The sequence below is a fragment of the Paenibacillus ottowii genome (genome assembly GCF_006874425.1).
Lineage (GTDB): Bacteria > Bacillota > Bacilli > Paenibacillales > Paenibacillaceae > Paenibacillus > Paenibacillus ottowii.
Window position 1 is genome coordinate 669,752 of the sequence record NZ_VIJZ01000001.1, and the last position, 19,347, is coordinate 689,098.

Sequence of the window (19,347 nt, forward strand, 5' to 3'; positions counted from 1 at the left end):
ACAAGTCTTGAACGCATTTATGAATACTGCTATCATAGCGATAATATCCACACCAGAGTAGAGAAGGGATGGGAAATTGTTGAGTAAGAGAGCCTACAATTTTAATGCAGGACCGGCGGCATTGCCGCTCAAAGTACTGGAACGTGTACAAGCTGAATTCGTAGATTTCCAGGGAACAGGGATGTCCATCATGGAAATGTCTCACCGTGGAGCCGTGTATGAATCTGTCCATAATGAAGCGCAGGAACGTCTGCTATCTCTGCTGGGCAATCCACAAGGCTACAAGGTATTGTTCCTGCAAGGGGGTGCAAGCACGCAATTTGCCATGCTGCCTTTAAATTTCTTGAGTGAAGGGCAGATCGGAAGCTATGTTATGACAGGCAGCTGGTCGGACAAGGCATATAAAGAAGCTAAGCTATTAGGCAAGGCTCACATTGCTGCTTCCTCCGCTGATGCGAAATATATGCGTCTTCCGAATGTGGATGCATTGGACTTGCCTGAGAATACTGCATATGTGCATATGACGTCCAACGAGACGATCGAAGGTACACAATTTAAGCAATTCCCGGATACGGGTTCCGTACCGCTGATTGTGGACATGTCCAGTGATATTTTTTGCAAGCCATTTGATGTTACTCAATTTGGATTGATTTATGCTGGCGCGCAAAAAAATCTGGGACCTTCTGGTGTAACGGTAGTGGTTGCCCGTGAAGAACTGCTGGCTTCCTCACCAGCTCATATTCCTACGATGCTGCGTTACAGTACTTATGAAAAGAATAACTCTCTCTACAATACGCCCCCATCCTTTGCCATATACATGGTGAATGAAGTGCTGAAATGGATCCAGGAGGAAGGCGGTTTGGAAGGCATCGAGCGTGTGAATCAGCAGAAAGCTGCTTTGCTATACGATCGTATTGACAGAAGCGAAGGCTTCTATCGTGGTTGTGTGGACAGCACTGATCGTTCTATTATGAACGTAACCTTCCGCCTTGCGAATGAGGATCTGGAAAAACAATTTATTAAAGAATCCGAACAAGCGGGTTTCATCGGCTTGAAGGGGCATCGCAGTGTAGGAGGGCTTCGCGCCTCGATTTACAATGCGGTTCCACTGGAGAACTGTCAAGCATTAGCTGAGTTTATGGATGGATTTAAGCAACGTAACAGTTGATTATAGAGATATATATTTCGATACACGATATTTAAAATCGAAAAAGTTAAAGAAGAGCCTTCCCTGAATGTGTATAGGGGAAGGCTCTTAGTGGTGTAGGGATATTGATATTTTTTTGTCAGTTGATGTCTATATTCCTCTGATTTTGTTAAAATGAAGAAAGTGTATGTTTTCATGTACACTTTTTGGTTAGACTTTAGGTTATTTGTCTGATGAATTTAATGATGAAAGGAACGAAAACTGATGCCATTACATATTGTGCTTGTCGAGCCGGAGATCCCAGCTAACACAGGGAATATTGCCAGAACTTGTGCGGCAACCGGAACGCATCTGCATCTGGTTAAGCCACTGGGCTTCCGAACAGATGATGCCACGTTAAAACGGGCGGGGCTTGATTATTGGTATGCTGTTCACATTGAGTATCACGAGTCTTTTGCTGAAGTACAAGAAAAATATCAAGACGGTCGCTTTTTTTATGCGACGACAAAAGCAAAACAGCACTATAGTGATATTGAATTTCAGGATGGAGACTTTTTGGTATTTGGTAAAGAAACGAAAGGTTTGCCTCCTGAGCTGCTAGCTGCTAATCCTGATACATGCATCAAGATGCCGATGTCAGATAAAGTAAGATCTCTAAACTTGTCGAATTCCGCTGCGATTATCGTATATGAAGCACTGAGACAATTGGATTTTCCAGGTTTATCGTAACGAACATCAATTGTTTAAGTATAAATGCGAATAAAGAACCAGGACCTTAGTTGCTAATAAAAGTTGCACTATTATTGCTCGAAAGTACATGACAGTAGAGCTTATATAAAGGATATAGGGTCATAAATTTGCGGAATTTCTCATTGAAAGCTAATGATAATTGGCTTTCCGGTCGATAAAAATATTATAGACATTCTGTACCATACTTTGTTATGGTTCATGATTTTATGAAAAAATGTAATAAAATTTCCTGCGATCAGCAGGATTCGACAAAAAGACAGCGAATACTACATAAAGAATAGTGTCTTTGTACCTAGTTTTTCGCCTGGGAAGAAAATTGTAAGTTATTACTTAATAGGAGAGGTGTACGATCACGATGAAACCTGCCGGTGTGGTACGTAAAGTCGATCAGTTGGGGAGAATAGTTCTGCCTAAGTCACTGCGTAAAAGATATCAAATGAATGAGGGAGATCCTGTCGAAATTTTGGTTCAAGGCGACCATATTATTTTGGAACGTTATCGTCCAAAATGTGTATTCTGCGGCTCAATTGAACAAGTAAACGATTTTAAAGAACGTTATATTTGTGCTCAATGTCTAACAGAAATGACACAGTACTCCTCCTAAATGAGGTGAAAAAGCATCACGACATTCGTTCGTGATGCTTTTTTTCGGATAGAGTTATGCTGAACAGCATATATTTATTTTGATAGTAAACTACACATAACTATTTATAGAATAAAAAATGAGTAGGGACTGGACGCAAATTACCATCTGATGGTTTATTTACGATTCGACCGTTTAGTATAAGGGATGATGAACCACCGCCGTCCAAATTATAAGCATCTTGAACACCCAGATTGTACATCTTCCCTTGGAGTTCTTCGAGCGTTGCACCTGAACCCCCGCTTTCATTGTAGCCGTCTACGACAATAATAAGCAGCTGATCATCTTTATAGTTGCCAATGACTGTGCGTGGAGCCCGCTTGGGAGAGACTTTCCATTTGTCAGGAACAGGCACTTTTTGGCCTTTTTGTAACAGAACGGGGACAAAGGTGGCTCCAAAGGCAGGTTTTAAGCTGTCAAGAATATCTTGGTTGTAAAATTTGCCCCCAATAAGCTTACCATCGTTACTCAATCCGACGAATGACAAATCCTTGAAGCTTGACTGAAAGCCGGTAAGGTAACGGCCGTTCAAGACAGTGGTGCTTAATGGATAGCGTTTTCCGTCTCCATCTGCAAATCCGCCTGCGTTGATGCCTGCAACAGCTCCGTGTCTCAGCACTGCACGCAGGGTCGTTTCTGAGCCACCCAATTTGTCATTTCCCAAAGACATTTTCATTGCTGTAGGATCTTTAAGTTTGATTTTCATTGCGTATCCATGATAAATTCCCGGGTTTACCTTAAACAGCTCAATGGTAATCCGGTTGCTATCTACCCGCTCATAAGGAATCCCCAGTTTGGCGGTGATACGCCGGTTGTAGATGACCTCGGGGCGTTTGGACTGCGTAGAGGCAGTCGCAACAAGCTGATTCATCGTTTGGGTCGTTTGTTTGTAGAGCTCAGACGTCCGGCGAATCGTAGATAAGGTGTACGCTGCTGTTTCCTTGGCCTCATCAAGCTGGGTTCCTACTGATTGCGTTTGTAAAGTGATTTCAGCTTTTTGCAGACTCGGAGATGTTGATTCAGGAAAGCGCAATGGGGGATGCACTAACAAAATACACCCTAACAAACCGATAAAAGGAGCAAGGGCCAACATAAAGAACCGGTTGACTTGCTTTGCGTCTATATTCATTTTAGCAAGTCCATTTTTTTCTGAAGTGTATTGAGCTGCTGCTTGACTTCGTTTAATTGGGTATACAGCTTATTACTATTATCGGTCTTGTTATTGGCATTATCCTTTGTAAAGGTCAGTAGCTCGTTGAAGGACTGTACTTTACCCTGTAACCCGCTAACCTCCTTGGAAAGTGCTGTCAGTTGCTTTTCATAGTCGGATTTAAGTGCCTGAATCTGTTGGTCTGTATGGGTTTGCATTTCGTTTAGCATTTGCTGCTTCAAGTGATTGCTATACAGATAGGTTGCGAGAGCACCTAGTATAATAAGAATGAACCAAAATAGCAGAAAAGTCTTTACGGGCAACCCCTTTTTTGAATTGCTCCGCCGGGCTTCGGCAGGAGGACGTTCAGGTGAAGCTTGCATGCGATTTTCAACTCCCGTATAAATTCAAAATTTCAGTCTTTATTTGCAGTTCCAATTCTATCATGGGCCTATTTATTTCGCAAAAGCGAAATAGCTATATAAAAATATTGGAAAAAGAGATTGCATCGGAAGGAAGTCCTAGGATACAATTTCCTTAAATCGTTTTCGCTTCCTATACGTTCACATTTACGCAATTCTACATAAGCAAGCTCTAATTTTTCGATTATTTTCGCTAACTATGTATTTTTTTGTCAAATCAGGAGGTTTAGATATGAGAAAAGTATGGCAGGTGGTCATCATAGATATCCATCCTACAAGTATGCTGGGAACAAAGCTTATTTTGGAAGACCAGCAGGATTTACTTGTCAGAGGGATGTCTTCCTCCGGCACAGAAGGCCTGGAGCTGGTTTGCTCCATTCGGCCGGAAATTATTTTAATGGACTATAGGTTGCCTGAGGGAACGGCGGAACCGTTTTTGACACAAATGCGGGTCTTGTCTCCGGACAGCCATATTGTTATTATGACGGATGAGGACAATATTACGTTGTTTCAGCAGTTAATTTCACTTGGGGCCAATGGAATGCTATCCAAGCAGGCATCACCGAGTCAGTTAATTCACCTGATCAACGGTTTTCGCGAAGGATTTGCTTCTTTACCAATGGATTGGATTCGTTGTGGAAATTGGCCATTTATGCCGTTAATGGCTGCTGAGCCTTTTGACGAATTGACGCAAACTGAAGTTTTTATTATGGAACGTATTGTACAAGGAATTACATATGACAAAATTGCGATCGAGATTGAAGTTAGCCGGCGCTCCATTGATAATTATCTACGTAAAATATATGCAAAACTAGGTGTGTCCAGCCGGGCGCAGGCGATTGAACGTTATGCCTTATATGCGCGTCAGACGAAGCAGCTATATGCTTGACGCGTCAGCCCGGAGAACATGACTATTTTTCAGGAGAAGGAGGATGTTCATGCAATATTCCTTTGCTTCACGAACGGCTGCGATGTTGGCTTCTCCAGTGCGTCATATCCGGGAAAATGCGAGAAGACATTCCTTTATATCTTTGGCTGAAGAGTTGCCTGCACAAGAGCTGTTTCCGGTGAAACTGTTGGAAGAAGCGGCTCATGACGTGTTTGGCTCCGGCCCTGACGCCCTCCAGTATGGTGAACCGGAGGGCTATTTTCCGTTGCGGGCATGGCTTGCAGGAGAGTGGGAACAGCGTAAAGGAGTAAGAGTACCACCAGGTCAAATCCTTCTCACCACAGGCAGTCAGCAGGCCATAGACTTGATTGTAAGGCTGATGGTGGATGAGCGTGATCCGGTATTGGTCGAGAACCCGACATCCCCTGGATGTCTGCAGGTGCTATCGATGCAAGGGGCGCAGATCGTTCCTGTAGAATCAGATGGGGAGGGCGTTATTCCCGACAAGCTTGAAGCTTTAATGATCCGTTATCACCCCAAGCTTTTTTTTGCTACGCCAACGTTTACGAATCCAACAGGCTCCTTATGGAGCGCGGCTAGACGGCAGGAAATTTTGGACCTGTGCAGGCGTCATGAGGTGTTGGTCGTTGAGGAAGATTCTTACGGCGAGTTGCATTTTAAGCAAAAACACGAAACACATGATAAAAGTCCGCATGCCCAGAGCCGAAAGTTTGCAGAGGCCTACCCCTCACTATTCGCACTGGATCATGCGGGTCAGGGCGGTCAAGTGTTATATATCGGTTCATTTAATAAAACAGTTGCCCCTGCACTGCGAACTGGCTGGGCAGCTGGTCCTGCGCCGCTGATTGAAGGGATGTACGCCTTGAAGCAACTGGCTGACGTGCAATCCAGTACGATGAACCAACGACTGCTGTTCCAACTGCTGGCCAATTCGCGTTTTCAATGGCACGAGCACTTGGCGATGTTGAACAAGGAATACTCAACTCGACTCCAATTACTCCTTGAGTTGCTTAAGCGCCCGTTTTGGAAAGATGTGACGTATCATATCCCATCCGGTGGGATGTATGTGTGGGTGAAGTTGCCCGCAGGGCTGGATAGCGCCTTGCTGCTCAAAGCAGCGCTACCCAAGGGTGTAGCCTTTATGCCAGGGGCGTTGTGTGCAGTTGGCGATGAAGGTGCGTCCCATATTCGTCTTAATTTTAGCCACCCGGGCCGAGAACAACTGCTTATGGGCATGAATTTGATCGGTGAGACGATCGGTGAATTTACTGCGCGAAGCTAGCAAAAGTCACCACCGGGGTGAGTCATCCTCGGCCTCCACAACATTGGTGGAATAATCGCCGAATGCTTCCGCAATGTGCAGCTGTTCACCACCCTCGTTAAACTCTGCCGCCATTCCAGCGGCCGTTTCAATTCCCTGCTGCTGGAGCACCTCCGCATACTCGCTTAGAGCGGCTTTACCGAACGGAGTCAGCCGATAACGACCGCGGGCTACACGTTCAAACCAGCCATAGTAATTGCGCTGGAGCACGGCAGCAGCTCCGCTGACGGCTGCTGTACGGGCAAGCTGCGCCGGGGCGGCTTCTCCTAAACCCTGCAAAGCAGCGGCTACGCGCAGCGCTTTTTCCCGGTAGGCGGTGACCAGCTTGCGCCGGGTGCTCCCGCCGACATTGTGGTCACCGCTGCGTGCGTGAAATTCCCGCAGCAGCTTTTCCTTGCGCGAGCCGCGGCGGACGGCAGTCGTTTTGTGAACATTATCGCTAGGTCCCACGGGCTTACACAGTACCTCAACGAGCGGAGGCTTTGTTTTAAAATGCGTGACGGTGAGCAAGCCAAGCCCCAGTTGACGGCACAGTCCGACCAGCTCATTCCAGCGTTGATTCACCGCTCCTTTTTTGGCACGATTCCGTTCTACGGCTACATATACATTACTGCTTAGCTTCAAGCGTTGCATACCTTGCAGCACCAGCGCCAGGTTAAACGTCTTTTTTATCTCCACAATCAGTGGTGTTTCCTGTCCTGGCTTAATCCCCACCAAGTCGCAGTTGCGTACTTCTCCCTTGACTTCATATCCCAAGTTTTCAAAAAAGGTTTTGACCGGAGCGTACAGCTCCGTCTCATGCCGAACTGCCATGGACTCTCTCGCTCCTTTATCCCATTATTCCGAGCTTTTATTGTACCATAACGGTTCAGATCCGCATCGTTGTTGTCTATTTTAGCACAGTGAATCCCTTTGTTTTTGGAAAAAGCCTAGAGACCTGTCACAAAAAATAGGTCAATTCTGAAATCAATCTGCATAGGTATGTATTACACTTTTTTTAAGAGGATCGCATCATATCCTGAAAGGCGTGACGAGTGTAGCCATAATCATCAAGAGTGGAGGATAGTCATTACGCAGTCATGGGAGGAACCGAGCATGAATATTTTTGACCGCCTTGCGGAGTACCGAGCGGAGAACAACCGCTTGGCCTGGAACGGCACTTTTAGAGAGTATATCGAGATACTCAAGAAAGACCCGACACCGGCGATGACCGCTCATGCACGGGTTTACAAAATGATTGAATCTTTTGGTGTAGAAGAGGTTGGGGGACATAAGCGATATAAATTTTTTGAGCAGGAGATATTTGGGCTGGATCGTGCACTAGAGAAGCTGGTGGAGGAATACTTTCATTCCTCAGCCAGGCGGCTCGATGTCCGCAAGCGCATCCTTCTTTTGATGGGACCTGTTAGCGGAGGGAAATCGACACTGGTCACTTTGCTAAAGCGTGGTCTGGAGAAGTTTTCAAGAACGGATCAGGGAGCCGTGTATGCCATAGAGGGCTGCCCTATGCATGAAGATCCCCTTCATCTTATTCCGCATGAGCTGCGCCCCGACTTCGAAAAGGAGCTAGGTGTGCGCATTGAAGGTAATCTGTGCCCATCCTGCCAGATGAAGCTGCGTACAGAATTTGATGGCGATATCGAAAAGGTGCGTGTGGAGCGGGTATTTATATCAGAAGAAAACCGGATCGGCATAGGCACGTTCAGTCCTTCTGATCCGAAATCACAGGATATTGCTGATTTGACAGGCAGTATCGACTTTTCCACTATTACCGAGTATGGTTCAGAGTCTGATCCGCGCGCCTATCGATTTGATGGAGAGTTGAATAAAGCGAATCGCGGACTGATGGAATTTCAGGAAATGCTGAAATGCGATGAGAAATTTTTGTGGAATTTATTGTCTCTGACCCAGGAGGGAAATTTCAAGGCCGGGCGGTTTGCGCTCATCAGTGCTGATGAATAGGTTATATACTCATAAGACTAAAGAAATCACGCGTAACCAAACCCGGCTTTAAAACTGGGTACAATACATATTTAGCAGGAATACGGCCCCGACCTCGTTCCGTTAATTCCACAATAACACGATCAAAGACACTTCTCAGTATTTTATTACGATCAGATTTATCTTCTGCTGCTTGGTACGCCTCAAGAACAGATGTTAGATTATTCTTCACCACATCAATATCAATTTGGTTTCTCTCCGTAGGAAGTGGTTTACTTGCTTCTGCTTCTAGAAGGGCAAGCTCCTGTAACTCCGAATCAATCTCCGCTTTTCTTTCGTCAAACATTTCATCTGTATACTTGCCAGTTTCATATTTTTCATATATGAAATTCATCCGCTTCTTTAGTTCTTTGCTTCGCGACTCAATATATGAAGAAACGTCTTCTTTATAATTAACCTTTTTATCTTCTGCAATAAGTTGGGAGAGTTGTTCTTGTAGAATATCCTTATCTAAATTTGAAAAATGCCGCAACACTTCCAGTAAGTCTTCTTCTATAGATCTATATTTCAAAAATGTACAGCCGGAAGTAGTACACCACAAAAATTCTTTGTGATATTTATTTATAGTCCCCGATTTTGTTTTGTAGTTTTGAACGCTGTATTGTCTAACCATTCTCCGGCCGCATTTCTGGCACACGCATAGGCCAGCAAGTTCACAAGGGGAAAAATCCATCTTGTTACGCGGTTTATGAGCAGAGTCAATTAATTTGCCCTGTGCCTGTAACCATGTGGTAGGGCTAATGATAGCCGGGAATGCATCCGGTACGATTATATGTTCTTCTTCTGGACGCTGGACCATTTTCCCATTGATTCTCTGTGTAGTTCGGAAACGCAATGTTCCTATATACCGCTCGTTGCTTATTAGCTGTAATAGTTGATTTGGATGCCATTCTTTTTTTCCTTTAGGTGTCCGTATCAATGTCTTTTTGCTTATATATGTAGCCAAAGCCCGGAAGCTAACAGCACGTCTTGTTCCGTCAGATTCTGGCACACCATTTACATAATAATCAAAAATCATACGCACAATACTAGCTTCCTCTTCATTTATAACTAGCTTTTTCGAATCCTTATCATAATCGAATCCGAACGGAGCAGGACCAGCAACCCAACGGCCTGCAATTGCGTTGTTCACTCTCCCTCCAAATAGACGTTCTCTAGTTGTTTCAAATTCTTCACGAGACATAAAGAGTTCAAATCGGATTTGCCGTAGGTCAGACGGGTTACGAGGATCATATAACTTGTAAGGAGTTAAAATGAAAATCCGATTATCAACTATTAAATCATAAATAACACCCATATCAGTATAAGAGCCACGGCCCATACGTGATATCTCTTTAACTGCAATAGCCTGGTATTTCTTCATGCGAAGATCATCAATGACACCTTGGAAAACTGGCCGTGTTGATATTTTGTCACCGGACCCGACTTCGGGCCGCTGAGTATAAGGGATTCCCAAAGGTTCAAGGACTCTGTCCATTAACTCTTTTTGGGCTTTTAGAACATCTTCGCCTGTTCTTCTTTCGTGTTCTTCATCTGCTCTGGATTTACGCAGGTAGTTAATTATGTTTTCAATTCCTAAACTAAGTAGAAAATCAGCACTTACAGGAGCCATATACAACATCCTTTAGTTTTTATTTTGGTATGTGTAATGTATTATATCCCAAACAAAAAAGTAAAAGAACGAAAATCTTAGAAAAATAATAGTAAAATGATAGAAGATAGTTATCACATTTTTGATTTTTGATCTGATATATTTATAACATCGAAATTTGGTGATCAGGAAACTTTTCCTTAGCTTCACCAATCCATAAGCAAGCATGAGGGGAACGAAAATTCGTTCTCCTTTTTGCTATGCCATAACAAGGAGGAAACTAGCATGTCTGTAAAACCACGTTTCGCATTTCTCAGCTCTGATGGTATTTTACATCTGCATGATGAAGAACACGCAGCACAGCACGGCAAGCACGTTCAAACATCCCTGACGGATGATGAAAGCGGCTTTCCGATCGTCGAGGGTCAAGGCGTTGTTTATTATGCCCGAGAAGATAAAGCCTACGTTAACGGTAACAAGTCGGACGGTAAACTTATTGCCACCCCACCAGTGCTCAAGCAACTTGCAACAGAGCTATTGTAACACCTTACCCGGCTTATGCCGGGCTTGTGGTGCATACAGGACTATGGGCGGTTCGATTCCGCTGTGCGCCATTTATTATTATCCGGGGGAACATACATGATTAAGTCAACCAAGCGCCCACCGCCTGTGCCTGCTGTTTCGCCTCTACAGCCGATCAAGTGTCAAGGCTGCGTATGGGGTAACTGGACAGGAACAAAACAAACATGCATGTGGGTGAATTGTAGAAAGGGATGATGTTATGAACGGACTGACCAAAGAGCAGCGAGAAACATTTGAGGACACTATTCGCAAGCTACATGAAGCTGCTGCCGCTATGTGGAAAAGCATCAAAGAATCATTTGCCCCACTGATTGAAGCGTTCAGAAAAATTACAGTCGACGATCTGAAATGGCTATATGAATACAGCCCACACATTTCTCCTACATACATGAAGCTTAATTATCGGCAAAGGCTACAGTCTCAGGTAATTGATCGTCGCCCTGTACGCATTGTGGCAAGGACGCGGTGTTAATGGCTCTTAAACGATTCTGCGGTAAGCAGGGATGCAAGGAACTGGTCGCAGGCAATGAGAGGTACTGTGAGGCTCACCAAGAGCAAGTACGCAGCTATGACCAGCAGAGAGGCACAGCAGCCGAGCGCGGCTATGATAGCAAATGGCGCAAGGCACGTGAAGGCTACCTACGTAAGCACCCATTATGTACCTACTGTTTCCAACGTGGGTACTTGGCTGCTGCGACAGTAGTCGATCATATCATCCCGCACCGGGGAGACAAGCAACTGTTTTGGGATAGGGATAACTGGCAACCGCTGTGTAAGCAATGCCACGATACCAAGACAGCAAAAGAAGATGGGGGTTTTGGGAATGGGAGCTAGCTATGATCCTATAACGGTTGTATACAATAGCGTTGTTAGTGTAACTGTGTCTGCGGATGGATTCCAAGCAGTCATAAACGCTGACGCATTTTTGACGGCGAAACAAGCCGAGTATTTCAGAACAGAGGTTGACGCCGCAACAAGCAATTACATAGGTCTTCCAAAGACCTACTATAACCTGTTTAAGGTGGCTAACGATGTGCATATTTTGATTAGTAAGTTTAAATCTGTGGGGTGGATCATCGTATGATAAAGAAGACTGTAGACGCGCCACCTAAGCCGCCAGAAGGATGGCGAGAGGCTGTAAGTAGGCAAGATGAGCGTATAGGATATATTCTGCGTAATTTGGAGAGGCGTTGTGACATTAGCCTTGAGCATGAGGAAGTATTCCAAGTGTTAAGGTTGAACGCTGAGTACGATAAGGCTAAGCAGGAGGGTAATTATCATGCCTGATTTCTATTTGCACCACATACAGCCTATAGACAACCGGACAAACCATATCATATTAGGCCGTAGATCAACAGGGCGCTTCACTGCTGTAGCGGTACGGTTGCGTTGGTGGGATAGGCTGCTAGGACGTTCTCTGTTTGATAAGACTATCGCCAAGGCTGCACGTACTCAACGTGTGTGCGATATAGTCAATAAGCACGGAAGAGAGAGGGATAACGCATGATCATTAGAATGGGAATCTATGAGTTGGAAGGTACACCGCAGGAATTAGTAGAGTATGACCGATTGACTGATGAGTACGAGGAAGCGAAGAGGTTAGCCGCAGCCACCAAGGATGTAACAGTTAATGCACAGCTACACGGTAGACACTACATGCGAGTGGAGATAGACCTTGACCAGACGTGTACAACGCAGGACGTGCAACAGAAGGTTAGGCAGGTACTGAATGAATTTTTTGAAAAAAATAAATTTAAGATTATTTCTTAGAAAAGGGGAAGGGGGGTCAAATTTCTAAAAACTTTTTTTGGAATAGACCGCGTCGGACTTTTTTCGCGTAAAAACTCGTTTTATAAATTTTTCGGGATTTGGAGGTGCGCCCGGATGGGGAGAAATGCAAAACCGATTGACCTTCACATCGCGGGGGGCAATCCGAACCGATTAACCAAAGCACAGATTCAGGCGCGTAAAGAAGGTGAGGTTAAGCTCGGAAAAACTGAGCTGGAAAAGCTGAAACCGCCTGTGTTTGTAAAGGATGATACAGTTGCTTTCGCTCACTGGAAACAGTGCATGAAAGATTATAAAGCGGCGGCTGCTGAAGGTGTGAATTTGCTTTCTAGCTCCGATGTGGGACTATTGGCGATGTACTGCCGGACATATTCAGAGTACGAAAAGCTGCTGAAACAGTATCAAAAAATTGAGCGAATTTCCATTGAAGATTATGTATTTGATGAATATTTTGAAGAATTAACTCGCAAAGCTGAGGAAGCGGAAGAAGATTTGAACGAGTATGGTTTGAGGGCACAAAAGTACCTTTCCCAACTTGCTTCCTTAGAAGGTGTATTAAAAATCGAAACGGCAATCAACAAGAAGATGGACATGCTTCTCAAAATGCAGGACCGTCTTTTCTTAAACCCTTTGTCTAAGGTAAAGAATGTTCCGAAGCCGAAGGAACCGGAGAAGACCTCAAGCAAGTTCGGAAAGTTCGGGGGGAACCGTAGTGGCTAACCCGCAGATTTACCCTTACAACACTGTCGGTGAGACGGATCGGGTAACGGCCTATGCACTGGAAGTGGTGTCCGGTAGAATTGTTTCAGGACAGGCACAGCGACAGGCGTGTGAGCGCCACCTTCGAGACTTGGATCGGCAGGGTACGGAAGATTTTCCTTACGTGTTCGATCCAGATAAGGCCCATGAGATTATAGAGTTTGCCGAGTCCCTCACGCTGGCAGAAGGCGAGGAACCTTTGCCGCTTGAACTATGGGGCTTTCAAGACTTTATGTTTGGGAGTTGGAATGGCTGGGTTACGTTGGATGGTTACCGTCGATTCCGCACCTCATATGTTCAGGTGGCCCGGCAAAACGGTAAATCTTTGGGCAACGCGGTCCCGGCCCTCTTTTATGGAAACTTTGACGGCTATAATTATCCCCAAGTATACTGCACCGCTACAAAAGAAGCTCAGGCAAGAATTGTCCTAAAGGAATGTATCAAATTCATTGATGCAGACCCCGAGCTTGGTGGTTCAGATTACGAGTCGGGGCTATTTGACGTTAAAGACTATAAGAGCACTATCCTTTGTTCTCTGACCAAGGGTGAAATCAGGGCGCTTGGTCGAGATACGAAAACGATAGATGGATTCCGTCCATATTTTGCGAGCGTCGACGAATATCATTTACACAAAGACAATCAAATGTACAAGCTGCTTGCTGATGGAACCAAAAAATTAAAGCAATGCCTTATTTCCGTTATTACAACCGCAGGCTTTAATATCAACGGTCCGTGCTATGAGTTGTACAAATATTGCAAGTTAATTCTATCCGGCGCACATGCCGACGAAACTCAGTTCGTTTTTATCTGCGAGTTGGACAAAGACGACGATGTATGGGATGAAGCCAACTGGCCGAAAGCTAACCCGTTATGGACTCCTGAAACTTTAGATAGTTTAAGGTCGGAAGCGATAAAGGCCAAAGTTCAGCAAGGGGAAGAACTGCGAAACTTCCTCACCAAGTCCTTGAATCGATGGGTTCAGTTCTCCGATACGCAGTATATGAACATGGAGCATTGGCAAGCCTGCGAATCTGACACGACCATAGAAGATATGGAGGGCAAAGAATGTTATTTAGGACTGGACCTTTCAAGCGGCGGCGACTTAACTTCTGGATGCTTGGAATTTCCTTTGGATGTGGATGGGCAGCGCAAATACTACATCCATTCTCACAGTTGGATTCCGGCAGCGCGGGTACAGGAGCATGTGCAGTCTGACCACGCGCCGTATGACATGTGGATTATGGAGGGGCTGCTTACTCCTACGGAGACAATGGGCGGCGTGAAGACGGACTATAAGTACATCCTTACTTATTACCGGGATCTAATCAAAAAACATAAATTGAAATTAATAGGCATCGCTTATGACCCACATAATGCGGATGCCTTTTTGTCTGACCTTGAAGAGTTTGGTGTTGACCTGGTCGAGATAGTCCAAAGCGCCAAGAGCCTAAATGATGCAACGGTTGATTTTAGGCTGGAAGTTGAGGCAGGCAACGTCATTTATGATCGTCGCAATAAGTTGTTAACGTGGTCTATGGCGAACGCTAAGACCACCAGTAACAGTTTTGGGGAAATAAAGATAGACAAGGACCCCACAGCGAAAACGAAGCGTATAGACCCCGTGGACGCTGTTATAGACAGTCACAAATTAACATTGTCCATGAACAAGAGTATTAACTTGAATGATTACATCATGAGCGACGATTTTTCGTTGTAGATTGGGGGTGATACTTTGGCAAAACGTAAAATGAAATGGTGGTCGCGGCGCTCAAATACAGATGTGCAGAAGTCGGATCTTAAAAATCCGGCAGGATGGTTTATGGATTGGCTGTTTGGTGAAAAAACGGCCAGTGGGAAAAGGGTGAGCAATGGGAATTCTATTATAAATTCAAATATCTATACGGTTTGTTCTGTATTGGGTGGAGATATCGGTAAATTACCCGTTCAAGTATTCCGGAAGCGTGGAGGGAAAATAACCAAGGATACGGATCATCCAGTATCGTACTTGCTTGGGACCCGATCTAATCCACTTATGAGCGCCTATACATTCAAAGAATTATCTATGGTTCATCTTGCGACATGGGGGAATTTCTACGCCAACATCGAGTGGGACGAAATGGGATTACCAAAAGCTCTATGGCCTCTCAATCCTGCACAGACTGACGTTAAGATTGATTGGACTAATAATGAAATTTGGTATATAACAACTCTTCCGAATGGAGTACAGCGCAAGTTACACATGTCTGATGTACTCCACTTAAAATTGATCAGCACCACCGGATTGAAGGGCATGAGTCCAATTGCTGCATTGCGTGAGAAGCTTGGTTCTCAGAACGCTATGGAAAAATTCACATCATCTTTTTATGAAAACGGCACGTCAATAGGCGGGATACTCAAGACGGAACAGAAGATTGACAAACCAGCAAAAGAGCGTACCCGTGAGGAATGGAATAGATTGCATACCGGACTAAACAATGCACATCGTATTGCTGTGCTGGATGCTGGACTGGATTATAAAAGTATTGGTATGCCTCTTAAAGATGCTGAATTTATAGAGACTCAAAAATTTGGTATAAGTGAAGTTGCCAAGCTGTACAAAATTCCGCCTCATAAACTTGGACTTTTGGACAAGGCGACATTTTCCAATATAGAACATCAATCCATTGAGTATGTCAAAAACACGCTTCAGCCGCACATCACCAATTGGGAACAAGAGGCTAATTTCAAGTTATTTACTCAAAACGGAGCGCGAGACAAAGGGAGATACGCCAGATTTAATGTTACCAGTGAGCTGCGCGGAGACAGCCAAAGCCGCGCAGCGTACTACAAAGAAATGATCCAAATGGGTGTCTATTCTATTAACGAAGTTCGGGAACTGGAGGAACGTGACAATATCGGGGAAATGGGCGATAAACATCTTATTCCGTTGAACTTCACAACTTTGGATAAATTGGAGCAAATACAAACCGGAGTCAATCCGACGAAGGGGGGTGAAGGAACTGAGCAGAAACAATCCGATGAAGGACAACAAGGAGAAACGGACGCTACCGATACAACTCCAAGTGAGGGAAGCGACTGAGGAAGACGGGACGAGAACCATCACTGGAGGAATCAAGTATGAGACTGACAGCGAAGTAATGCGGGACTGGTACGGAGACGAGTTTGTTGAACAAATTGCTCCTGGTGCTTTTGACGAAAGTATTAGAACGCGGGGCGTTGTAGGCTTGTGGTCACACGATACCTCTCAAGTGCTAGGTAACACTAAGAGCAGCACTTTACGTTTATTTAGCGGGGATAAGGAATTGCGCTTTGAACTGGACATTCCTAACACAAGCTCCGGAAATGATGCCTGGGAATTGATTCAGCGCGGCGATGTGGACGGTGTTTCCTTTGGAATGCGAGTCACTAAGGAAAAATGGTCTTCGGAGGATAGAGAAGGTGGGACAAAGCTATATAAACGTTCAATTCTGAATGCTGAATTGTATGAAATATCGCCCGTTGCTTTTCCTGCTTATCCATCCAATGAAGTGTCCTGCCGATCGTTAGATGAATTTAGAGCTGGAGACAAATTGAAAGTAGAAAAATTATTGCTTGAAATCGACCTATTGGGATTGTAAGGGTCGTTTTTTTATACCCAAATACTGAAAGCGAGGAATTTAAATGGACCCGAAAGAAAGAGAACTACGCCAACAATTGGCGGCAAAAAAAGAAGCAGCTCGCAAGCTGGTGGAAGAAGGAAAGATTGATGAAGCCCGTTCTTTGATTACGGAAGCAGAAACCATTTCTGCCAAGATTGAAGCTTACCGCAGTTTGGAAGGTATCGAAACGCCTCCCGTTGATCCTGATTCTGTAAAAGAACCGGGTGATGATGAAGAACGTAAAGCCGATACTTCCAAGGAATACCGCAGCGCCTATGAAAAATACTTGAAGTTTGGTCGAAATGCGGAAATGTCCGATGAAGAACGGGCTGCATTTAAGGCGAAGCAGAATGAAGCACGGTCAATGAACGAAGGTGAAAAAGGCAGCGGGGGAATTTTGGTCCCTGAAGATGATAGCAAGGATATTATTCTTCAGAAAAAATCTAAAACCTCTATTCGCAATTTGGTTGGAGTAAAACCAGTAGGAACGTTGTCCGGTAGCCGTCCGAAACGCCGTGGAACTGATTTGAAAATGAAGAACTACGACGAAAAAACCAAGATTGACAAAATGGATACCCCACAATACGAGGAAATCAAATACAAGGTCCATAAATACGGCGGGATTTTTGAGGCTACTAATGAATTGATAGCTGATAGCGCTGTTTCTATCAGTACAGAACTTCTTGACTGGTACACTGAAATTTCTCTCAATACAGAGAATGACGAAGTGTTTTATGGAATCGGTGGGGAAAATTCCACAGAGGGTATTTTCACAACTACAAAATACCGTACTTTGCCTACACCAACCTCAGGCGTTGATATCAAACTCCTAAGAAAGTTGAAAAATATGGTGGATGCAGGATATAGACGCGGAGCTAAATGGGTTATGAACACCGCTGCGACTGAAGCTCTGGCTGACATGAAATATGCAGACGGTAAAAGTGTTTTGGTTCCCGATCCAACGCAAGCAGACGTATTCACCTTGTTTAGTTATCCAGTCGCCGTTTTTGATGATATCAAAACAGAAACTGGCAAGACAAAAATTGCTTTTGGTAACTTTGAAGTCGGTTATTACTTCTTTGATCGTAAAACCTTAGAAGCTAAAACGACTGATGAAGGCGGAGACGCATTCGAGAATGATACTACTCTTACTCGTATCATTCAGCGTTTTGATGGCAAGCCAGCAAATGAGGATGCAATTGTTATCCTGACTGGTGTTCCGGTAGAAGCCTAATATTTAGGGGCCTAGGCCCCTGAAAGGAGGAAACAGCATTGAGTTATTTGACAAAAAACCACGCAACGCCAGATAAGTTAACAATCGGCGGGGAAATAGCCGTTGTAGGTGACGGAAAAATCACTAAGGATGGTGTGGCCGTTAACTTGGGCGGCTCCGCACAGTTGGTAGATGGTTCTGTTACTGCTGCAAAATTGGCAAACGGTGCTGTAACAGTAGCCAAGCTGGATTCAAGTTTAACAAGTACCCTTAATGGCAAGCTAACAGCCACAAAAGCAGCAGCAGTACCGGACACAGCAGCAACGGACGCGGCTGGTGTGCTTGCCGAACTGCGTGATTTAAAAACTAAACTTCGCGCAGCAGGAATTTTAGCGTAATGCTTACCACGATTGCAAAAGTAAAAGGCCAGCTAGGTATCCCGATTGAGGACACTAGCGAGGATAACAACCTTAACATGTACATTATGGCAGCGTCCCAAGCTATAGAAAGTTTTTGCCGAAGGTCTTTCAAAAAACAAACATATACTGAAGTGCTGGACGGTTCTGGATCGTCCTTTTTGGTGTTGCGTAATTTTCCGGTATTTTCTGGTGTTGCGACTATGGATAAGGATCAATTTGCAGTCGAGGCCAACGAGGACGGTATTTTATTTTTGCCCAAAGGATGGAATACAGGACAGCGTAGTATAACGGTTCGGTATGAGGCGGGGTATGTGCTTCCGGGCGATGATTCAGCCGATAATCCGCGCACCTTACCGGAGGCGGTTGAAGTGGCCTGTATATTTGTTGTGCAAGGAATGCTACAAAATCCCACAGCAATTGGGGTGAAGTCTGAACGTGTCGGGGATATATCTGTTACCTATGGGGATACAGACGCATTGTTTTCTTCAACCGTTCAGGCGCTTCTTTCTCCTTATGTGGGGAGGTGGGTCTAATGGCTGGAGCAAGACGGACACGCACTCGCCGCGCAAATGTGGAACTGGATGAAACGAGTTTCCTTCCGGCAATCATAGCCAATTTAAACAAGCTCGCTAAAAAAGAGGTCCATATAGGTATGCAGGGTAATGCTGACCTTGCAATGATTGCCGGGGTCCATGAATACGGATCAGCCAAAATGAAAATCCCAGCTCGTTCATTTATCGGGACAGGAAAGAAAAAATCGGCTGCTGGTATCTCCAAGTGGGTCCGCACGAACATAACCCCTGTAGCTATGGGTAATATGGACGTTATGGCCTTTCTTGAACAGATTGGAGTAATTGGGGAAACGAAGACGCTTGCTAATTTTAATAGGATTAAGCAGCCGCCACTTTCCCCGCTTTATGCCCGGCGTAAGAAAGGGAAGAAAATCCTTATTGCAGAGGCCGAACTTCGGGACTCTATTACCCATGTGATCGTGGACAAGTAGGAGGTAGGTT

At 44.8% G+C, this 19,347-nt stretch carries 24 protein-coding genes and 1 pseudogene; 21 read left to right on the forward strand and 4 right to left on the reverse strand.

Annotated features, from left to right (window positions below; genetic code table 11):
• The first annotated feature begins 76 nt into the window (after positions 1-76).
• The 3 genes from serC to FKV70_RS03170 all read left to right on the forward strand — a co-directional run bounded on the left by serC (position 77) and on the right by FKV70_RS03170 (position 2,501).
• Positions 77-1,168, forward strand: coding sequence for a 3-phosphoserine/phosphohydroxythreonine transaminase (gene serC, locus FKV70_RS03160; protein WP_081276704.1), 1,092 nt, complete (start codon positions 77-79; stop codon positions 1,166-1,168).
• A gap of 243 nt (positions 1,169-1,411) precedes the next feature.
• Positions 1,412-1,876, forward strand: coding sequence for a tRNA (uridine(34)/cytosine(34)/5-carboxymethylaminomethyluridine(34)-2'-O)-methyltransferase TrmL (gene trmL / locus FKV70_RS03165; RefSeq protein ID WP_063209901.1), 465 nt, complete (start codon positions 1,412-1,414; stop codon positions 1,874-1,876).
• Between the two features lie 376 nt (positions 1,877-2,252).
• Positions 2,253-2,501, forward strand: a complete 249-nt coding sequence (locus tag FKV70_RS03170) for an AbrB/MazE/SpoVT family DNA-binding domain-containing protein (protein ID WP_014599574.1) — start codon at positions 2,253-2,255, stop codon at positions 2,499-2,501.
• A gap of 100 nt (positions 2,502-2,601) precedes the next feature.
• On the opposite strand, the gene FKV70_RS03175 is transcribed toward FKV70_RS03170, so the two are convergent.
• Together FKV70_RS03175 and FKV70_RS03180 are read right to left on the reverse strand one after the other, a co-directional pair.
• A complete protein-coding gene (locus tag FKV70_RS03175) occupies positions 2,602-3,669 on the reverse strand; it encodes a phosphodiester glycosidase family protein (RefSeq protein WP_064795306.1) in 1,068 nt (355 codons plus the stop codon).
• On the reverse strand, positions 3,666-4,073 hold the full coding sequence (locus FKV70_RS03180) for a hypothetical protein (RefSeq protein ID WP_063209899.1): 408 nt from the start codon (positions 4,071-4,073) through the stop codon (positions 3,666-3,668). The genes FKV70_RS03175 and FKV70_RS03180 overlap by 4 nt, the downstream gene beginning before the upstream one ends.
• Positions 4,074-4,344: 271 nt before the next feature.
• On the opposite strand from FKV70_RS03180, the gene FKV70_RS03185 reads away from it, so the two are divergent.
• Positions 4,345-5,001, forward strand: a complete 657-nt coding sequence (locus FKV70_RS03185; RefSeq protein WP_142611796.1) for a response regulator transcription factor — start codon at positions 4,345-4,347, stop codon at positions 4,999-5,001.
• Positions 5,002-5,050: 49 nt separating this feature from the next.
• Complete coding sequence (locus FKV70_RS03190; protein WP_064795305.1) at positions 5,051-6,304, forward strand: aminotransferase-like domain-containing protein; 1,254 nt, start codon at positions 5,051-5,053, stop codon at positions 6,302-6,304.
• 6 nt (positions 6,305-6,310) lie between these two features.
• On the opposite strand, the gene FKV70_RS03195 is transcribed toward FKV70_RS03190, so the two are convergent.
• Entirely contained in the window at positions 6,311-7,156 is an 846-nt protein-coding gene (locus tag FKV70_RS03195) for a DUF2161 domain-containing phosphodiesterase (RefSeq protein ID WP_142611797.1), read from the reverse strand.
• 282 nt (positions 7,157-7,438) lie between these two features.
• Between FKV70_RS03195 and FKV70_RS03200 the strand changes: the two are divergent.
• Positions 7,439-8,302: pseudogene (locus FKV70_RS03200) on the forward strand (protein prkA); the annotation flags it as partial.
• A gap of 4 nt (positions 8,303-8,306) precedes the next feature.
• On the opposite strand, the gene FKV70_RS03205 reads toward FKV70_RS03200, so the two are convergent.
• Positions 8,307-9,956 (reverse strand): recombinase family protein, encoded by a 1,650-nt coding sequence (locus tag FKV70_RS03205; RefSeq protein ID WP_142611798.1) that lies wholly within the window; start codon positions 9,954-9,956, stop codon positions 8,307-8,309.
• A 264-nt stretch (positions 9,957-10,220) separates the two neighbouring features.
• Between FKV70_RS03205 and FKV70_RS03210 the strand changes: the two genes are divergently transcribed.
• From FKV70_RS03210 to FKV70_RS03280, 15 genes are all read left to right on the forward strand, one after another.
• Positions 10,221-10,478 carry a hypothetical protein gene (locus tag FKV70_RS03210; protein ID WP_142611799.1) on the forward strand — a complete coding sequence of 86 codons (258 nt, stop codon included), beginning with the start codon at positions 10,221-10,223 and terminating at the stop codon, positions 10,476-10,478.
• A 238-nt stretch (positions 10,479-10,716) separates the two neighbouring features.
• Positions 10,717-10,989: a hypothetical protein gene (locus tag FKV70_RS03215; RefSeq protein WP_142611800.1), complete on the forward strand. Its 273-nt coding sequence runs from the start codon at positions 10,717-10,719 to the stop codon at positions 10,987-10,989.
• A complete protein-coding gene (locus tag FKV70_RS03220) occupies positions 10,989-11,351 on the forward strand; it encodes an HNH endonuclease (protein ID WP_167669706.1) in 363 nt (120 codons plus the stop codon). The genes FKV70_RS03215 and FKV70_RS03220 overlap by 1 nt, the downstream gene beginning before the upstream one ends.
• A complete protein-coding gene (locus tag FKV70_RS03225; RefSeq protein ID WP_142611801.1) occupies positions 11,341-11,601 on the forward strand; it encodes a hypothetical protein in 261 nt (86 codons plus the stop codon). The genes FKV70_RS03220 and FKV70_RS03225 overlap by 11 nt, the downstream gene beginning before the upstream one ends.
• On the forward strand, positions 11,598-11,804 hold the full coding sequence (locus FKV70_RS03230; RefSeq protein WP_142611802.1) for a hypothetical protein: 207 nt from the start codon (positions 11,598-11,600) through the stop codon (positions 11,802-11,804). The genes FKV70_RS03225 and FKV70_RS03230 overlap by 4 nt, the downstream gene beginning before the upstream one ends.
• Positions 11,797-12,024, forward strand: coding sequence for a hypothetical protein (locus FKV70_RS03235; protein WP_142611803.1), 228 nt, complete (start codon positions 11,797-11,799; stop codon positions 12,022-12,024). Before FKV70_RS03230 ends, FKV70_RS03235 begins: the two co-directional genes overlap by 8 nt.
• Positions 12,021-12,287: a hypothetical protein gene (locus tag FKV70_RS03240; protein ID WP_142611804.1), complete on the forward strand. Its 267-nt coding sequence runs from the start codon at positions 12,021-12,023 to the stop codon at positions 12,285-12,287. The genes FKV70_RS03235 and FKV70_RS03240 overlap by 4 nt, the downstream gene beginning before the upstream one ends.
• A gap of 114 nt (positions 12,288-12,401) precedes the next feature.
• Positions 12,402-13,025: a P27 family phage terminase small subunit gene (locus FKV70_RS03245; protein ID WP_019686489.1), complete on the forward strand. Its 624-nt coding sequence runs from the start codon at positions 12,402-12,404 to the stop codon at positions 13,023-13,025.
• Positions 13,018-14,781, forward strand: a complete 1,764-nt coding sequence (locus FKV70_RS03250) for a terminase large subunit (protein ID WP_142611805.1) — start codon at positions 13,018-13,020, stop codon at positions 14,779-14,781. Before FKV70_RS03245 ends, FKV70_RS03250 begins: the two co-directional genes overlap by 8 nt.
• Positions 14,782-14,796: 15 nt before the next feature.
• Positions 14,797-16,143, forward strand: coding sequence for a phage portal protein (locus tag FKV70_RS03255; protein WP_244310629.1), 1,347 nt, complete (start codon positions 14,797-14,799; stop codon positions 16,141-16,143).
• On the forward strand, positions 16,082-16,681 hold the full coding sequence (locus tag FKV70_RS03260; RefSeq protein ID WP_142611806.1) for an HK97 family phage prohead protease: 600 nt from the start codon (positions 16,082-16,084) through the stop codon (positions 16,679-16,681). The genes FKV70_RS03255 and FKV70_RS03260 overlap by 62 nt, the downstream gene beginning before the upstream one ends.
• 43 nt (positions 16,682-16,724) lie before the next feature.
• Entirely contained in the window at positions 16,725-17,936 is a 1,212-nt protein-coding gene (locus tag FKV70_RS03265; protein ID WP_142611807.1) for a phage major capsid protein, read from the forward strand.
• A 38-nt stretch (positions 17,937-17,974) separates the two neighbouring features.
• On the forward strand, positions 17,975-18,313 hold the full coding sequence (locus tag FKV70_RS03270; protein WP_142611808.1) for a hypothetical protein: 339 nt from the start codon (positions 17,975-17,977) through the stop codon (positions 18,311-18,313).
• Positions 18,313-18,867 (forward strand): phage head-tail connector protein, encoded by a 555-nt coding sequence (locus FKV70_RS03275; protein ID WP_142611809.1) that lies wholly within the window; start codon positions 18,313-18,315, stop codon positions 18,865-18,867. The genes FKV70_RS03270 and FKV70_RS03275 overlap by 1 nt, the downstream gene beginning before the upstream one ends.
• Positions 18,867-19,337 (forward strand): phage virion morphogenesis protein, encoded by a 471-nt coding sequence (locus FKV70_RS03280; protein WP_142611810.1) that lies wholly within the window; start codon positions 18,867-18,869, stop codon positions 19,335-19,337. The genes FKV70_RS03275 and FKV70_RS03280 overlap by 1 nt, the downstream gene beginning before the upstream one ends.
• Positions 19,338-19,347 lie beyond the last annotated feature (10 nt).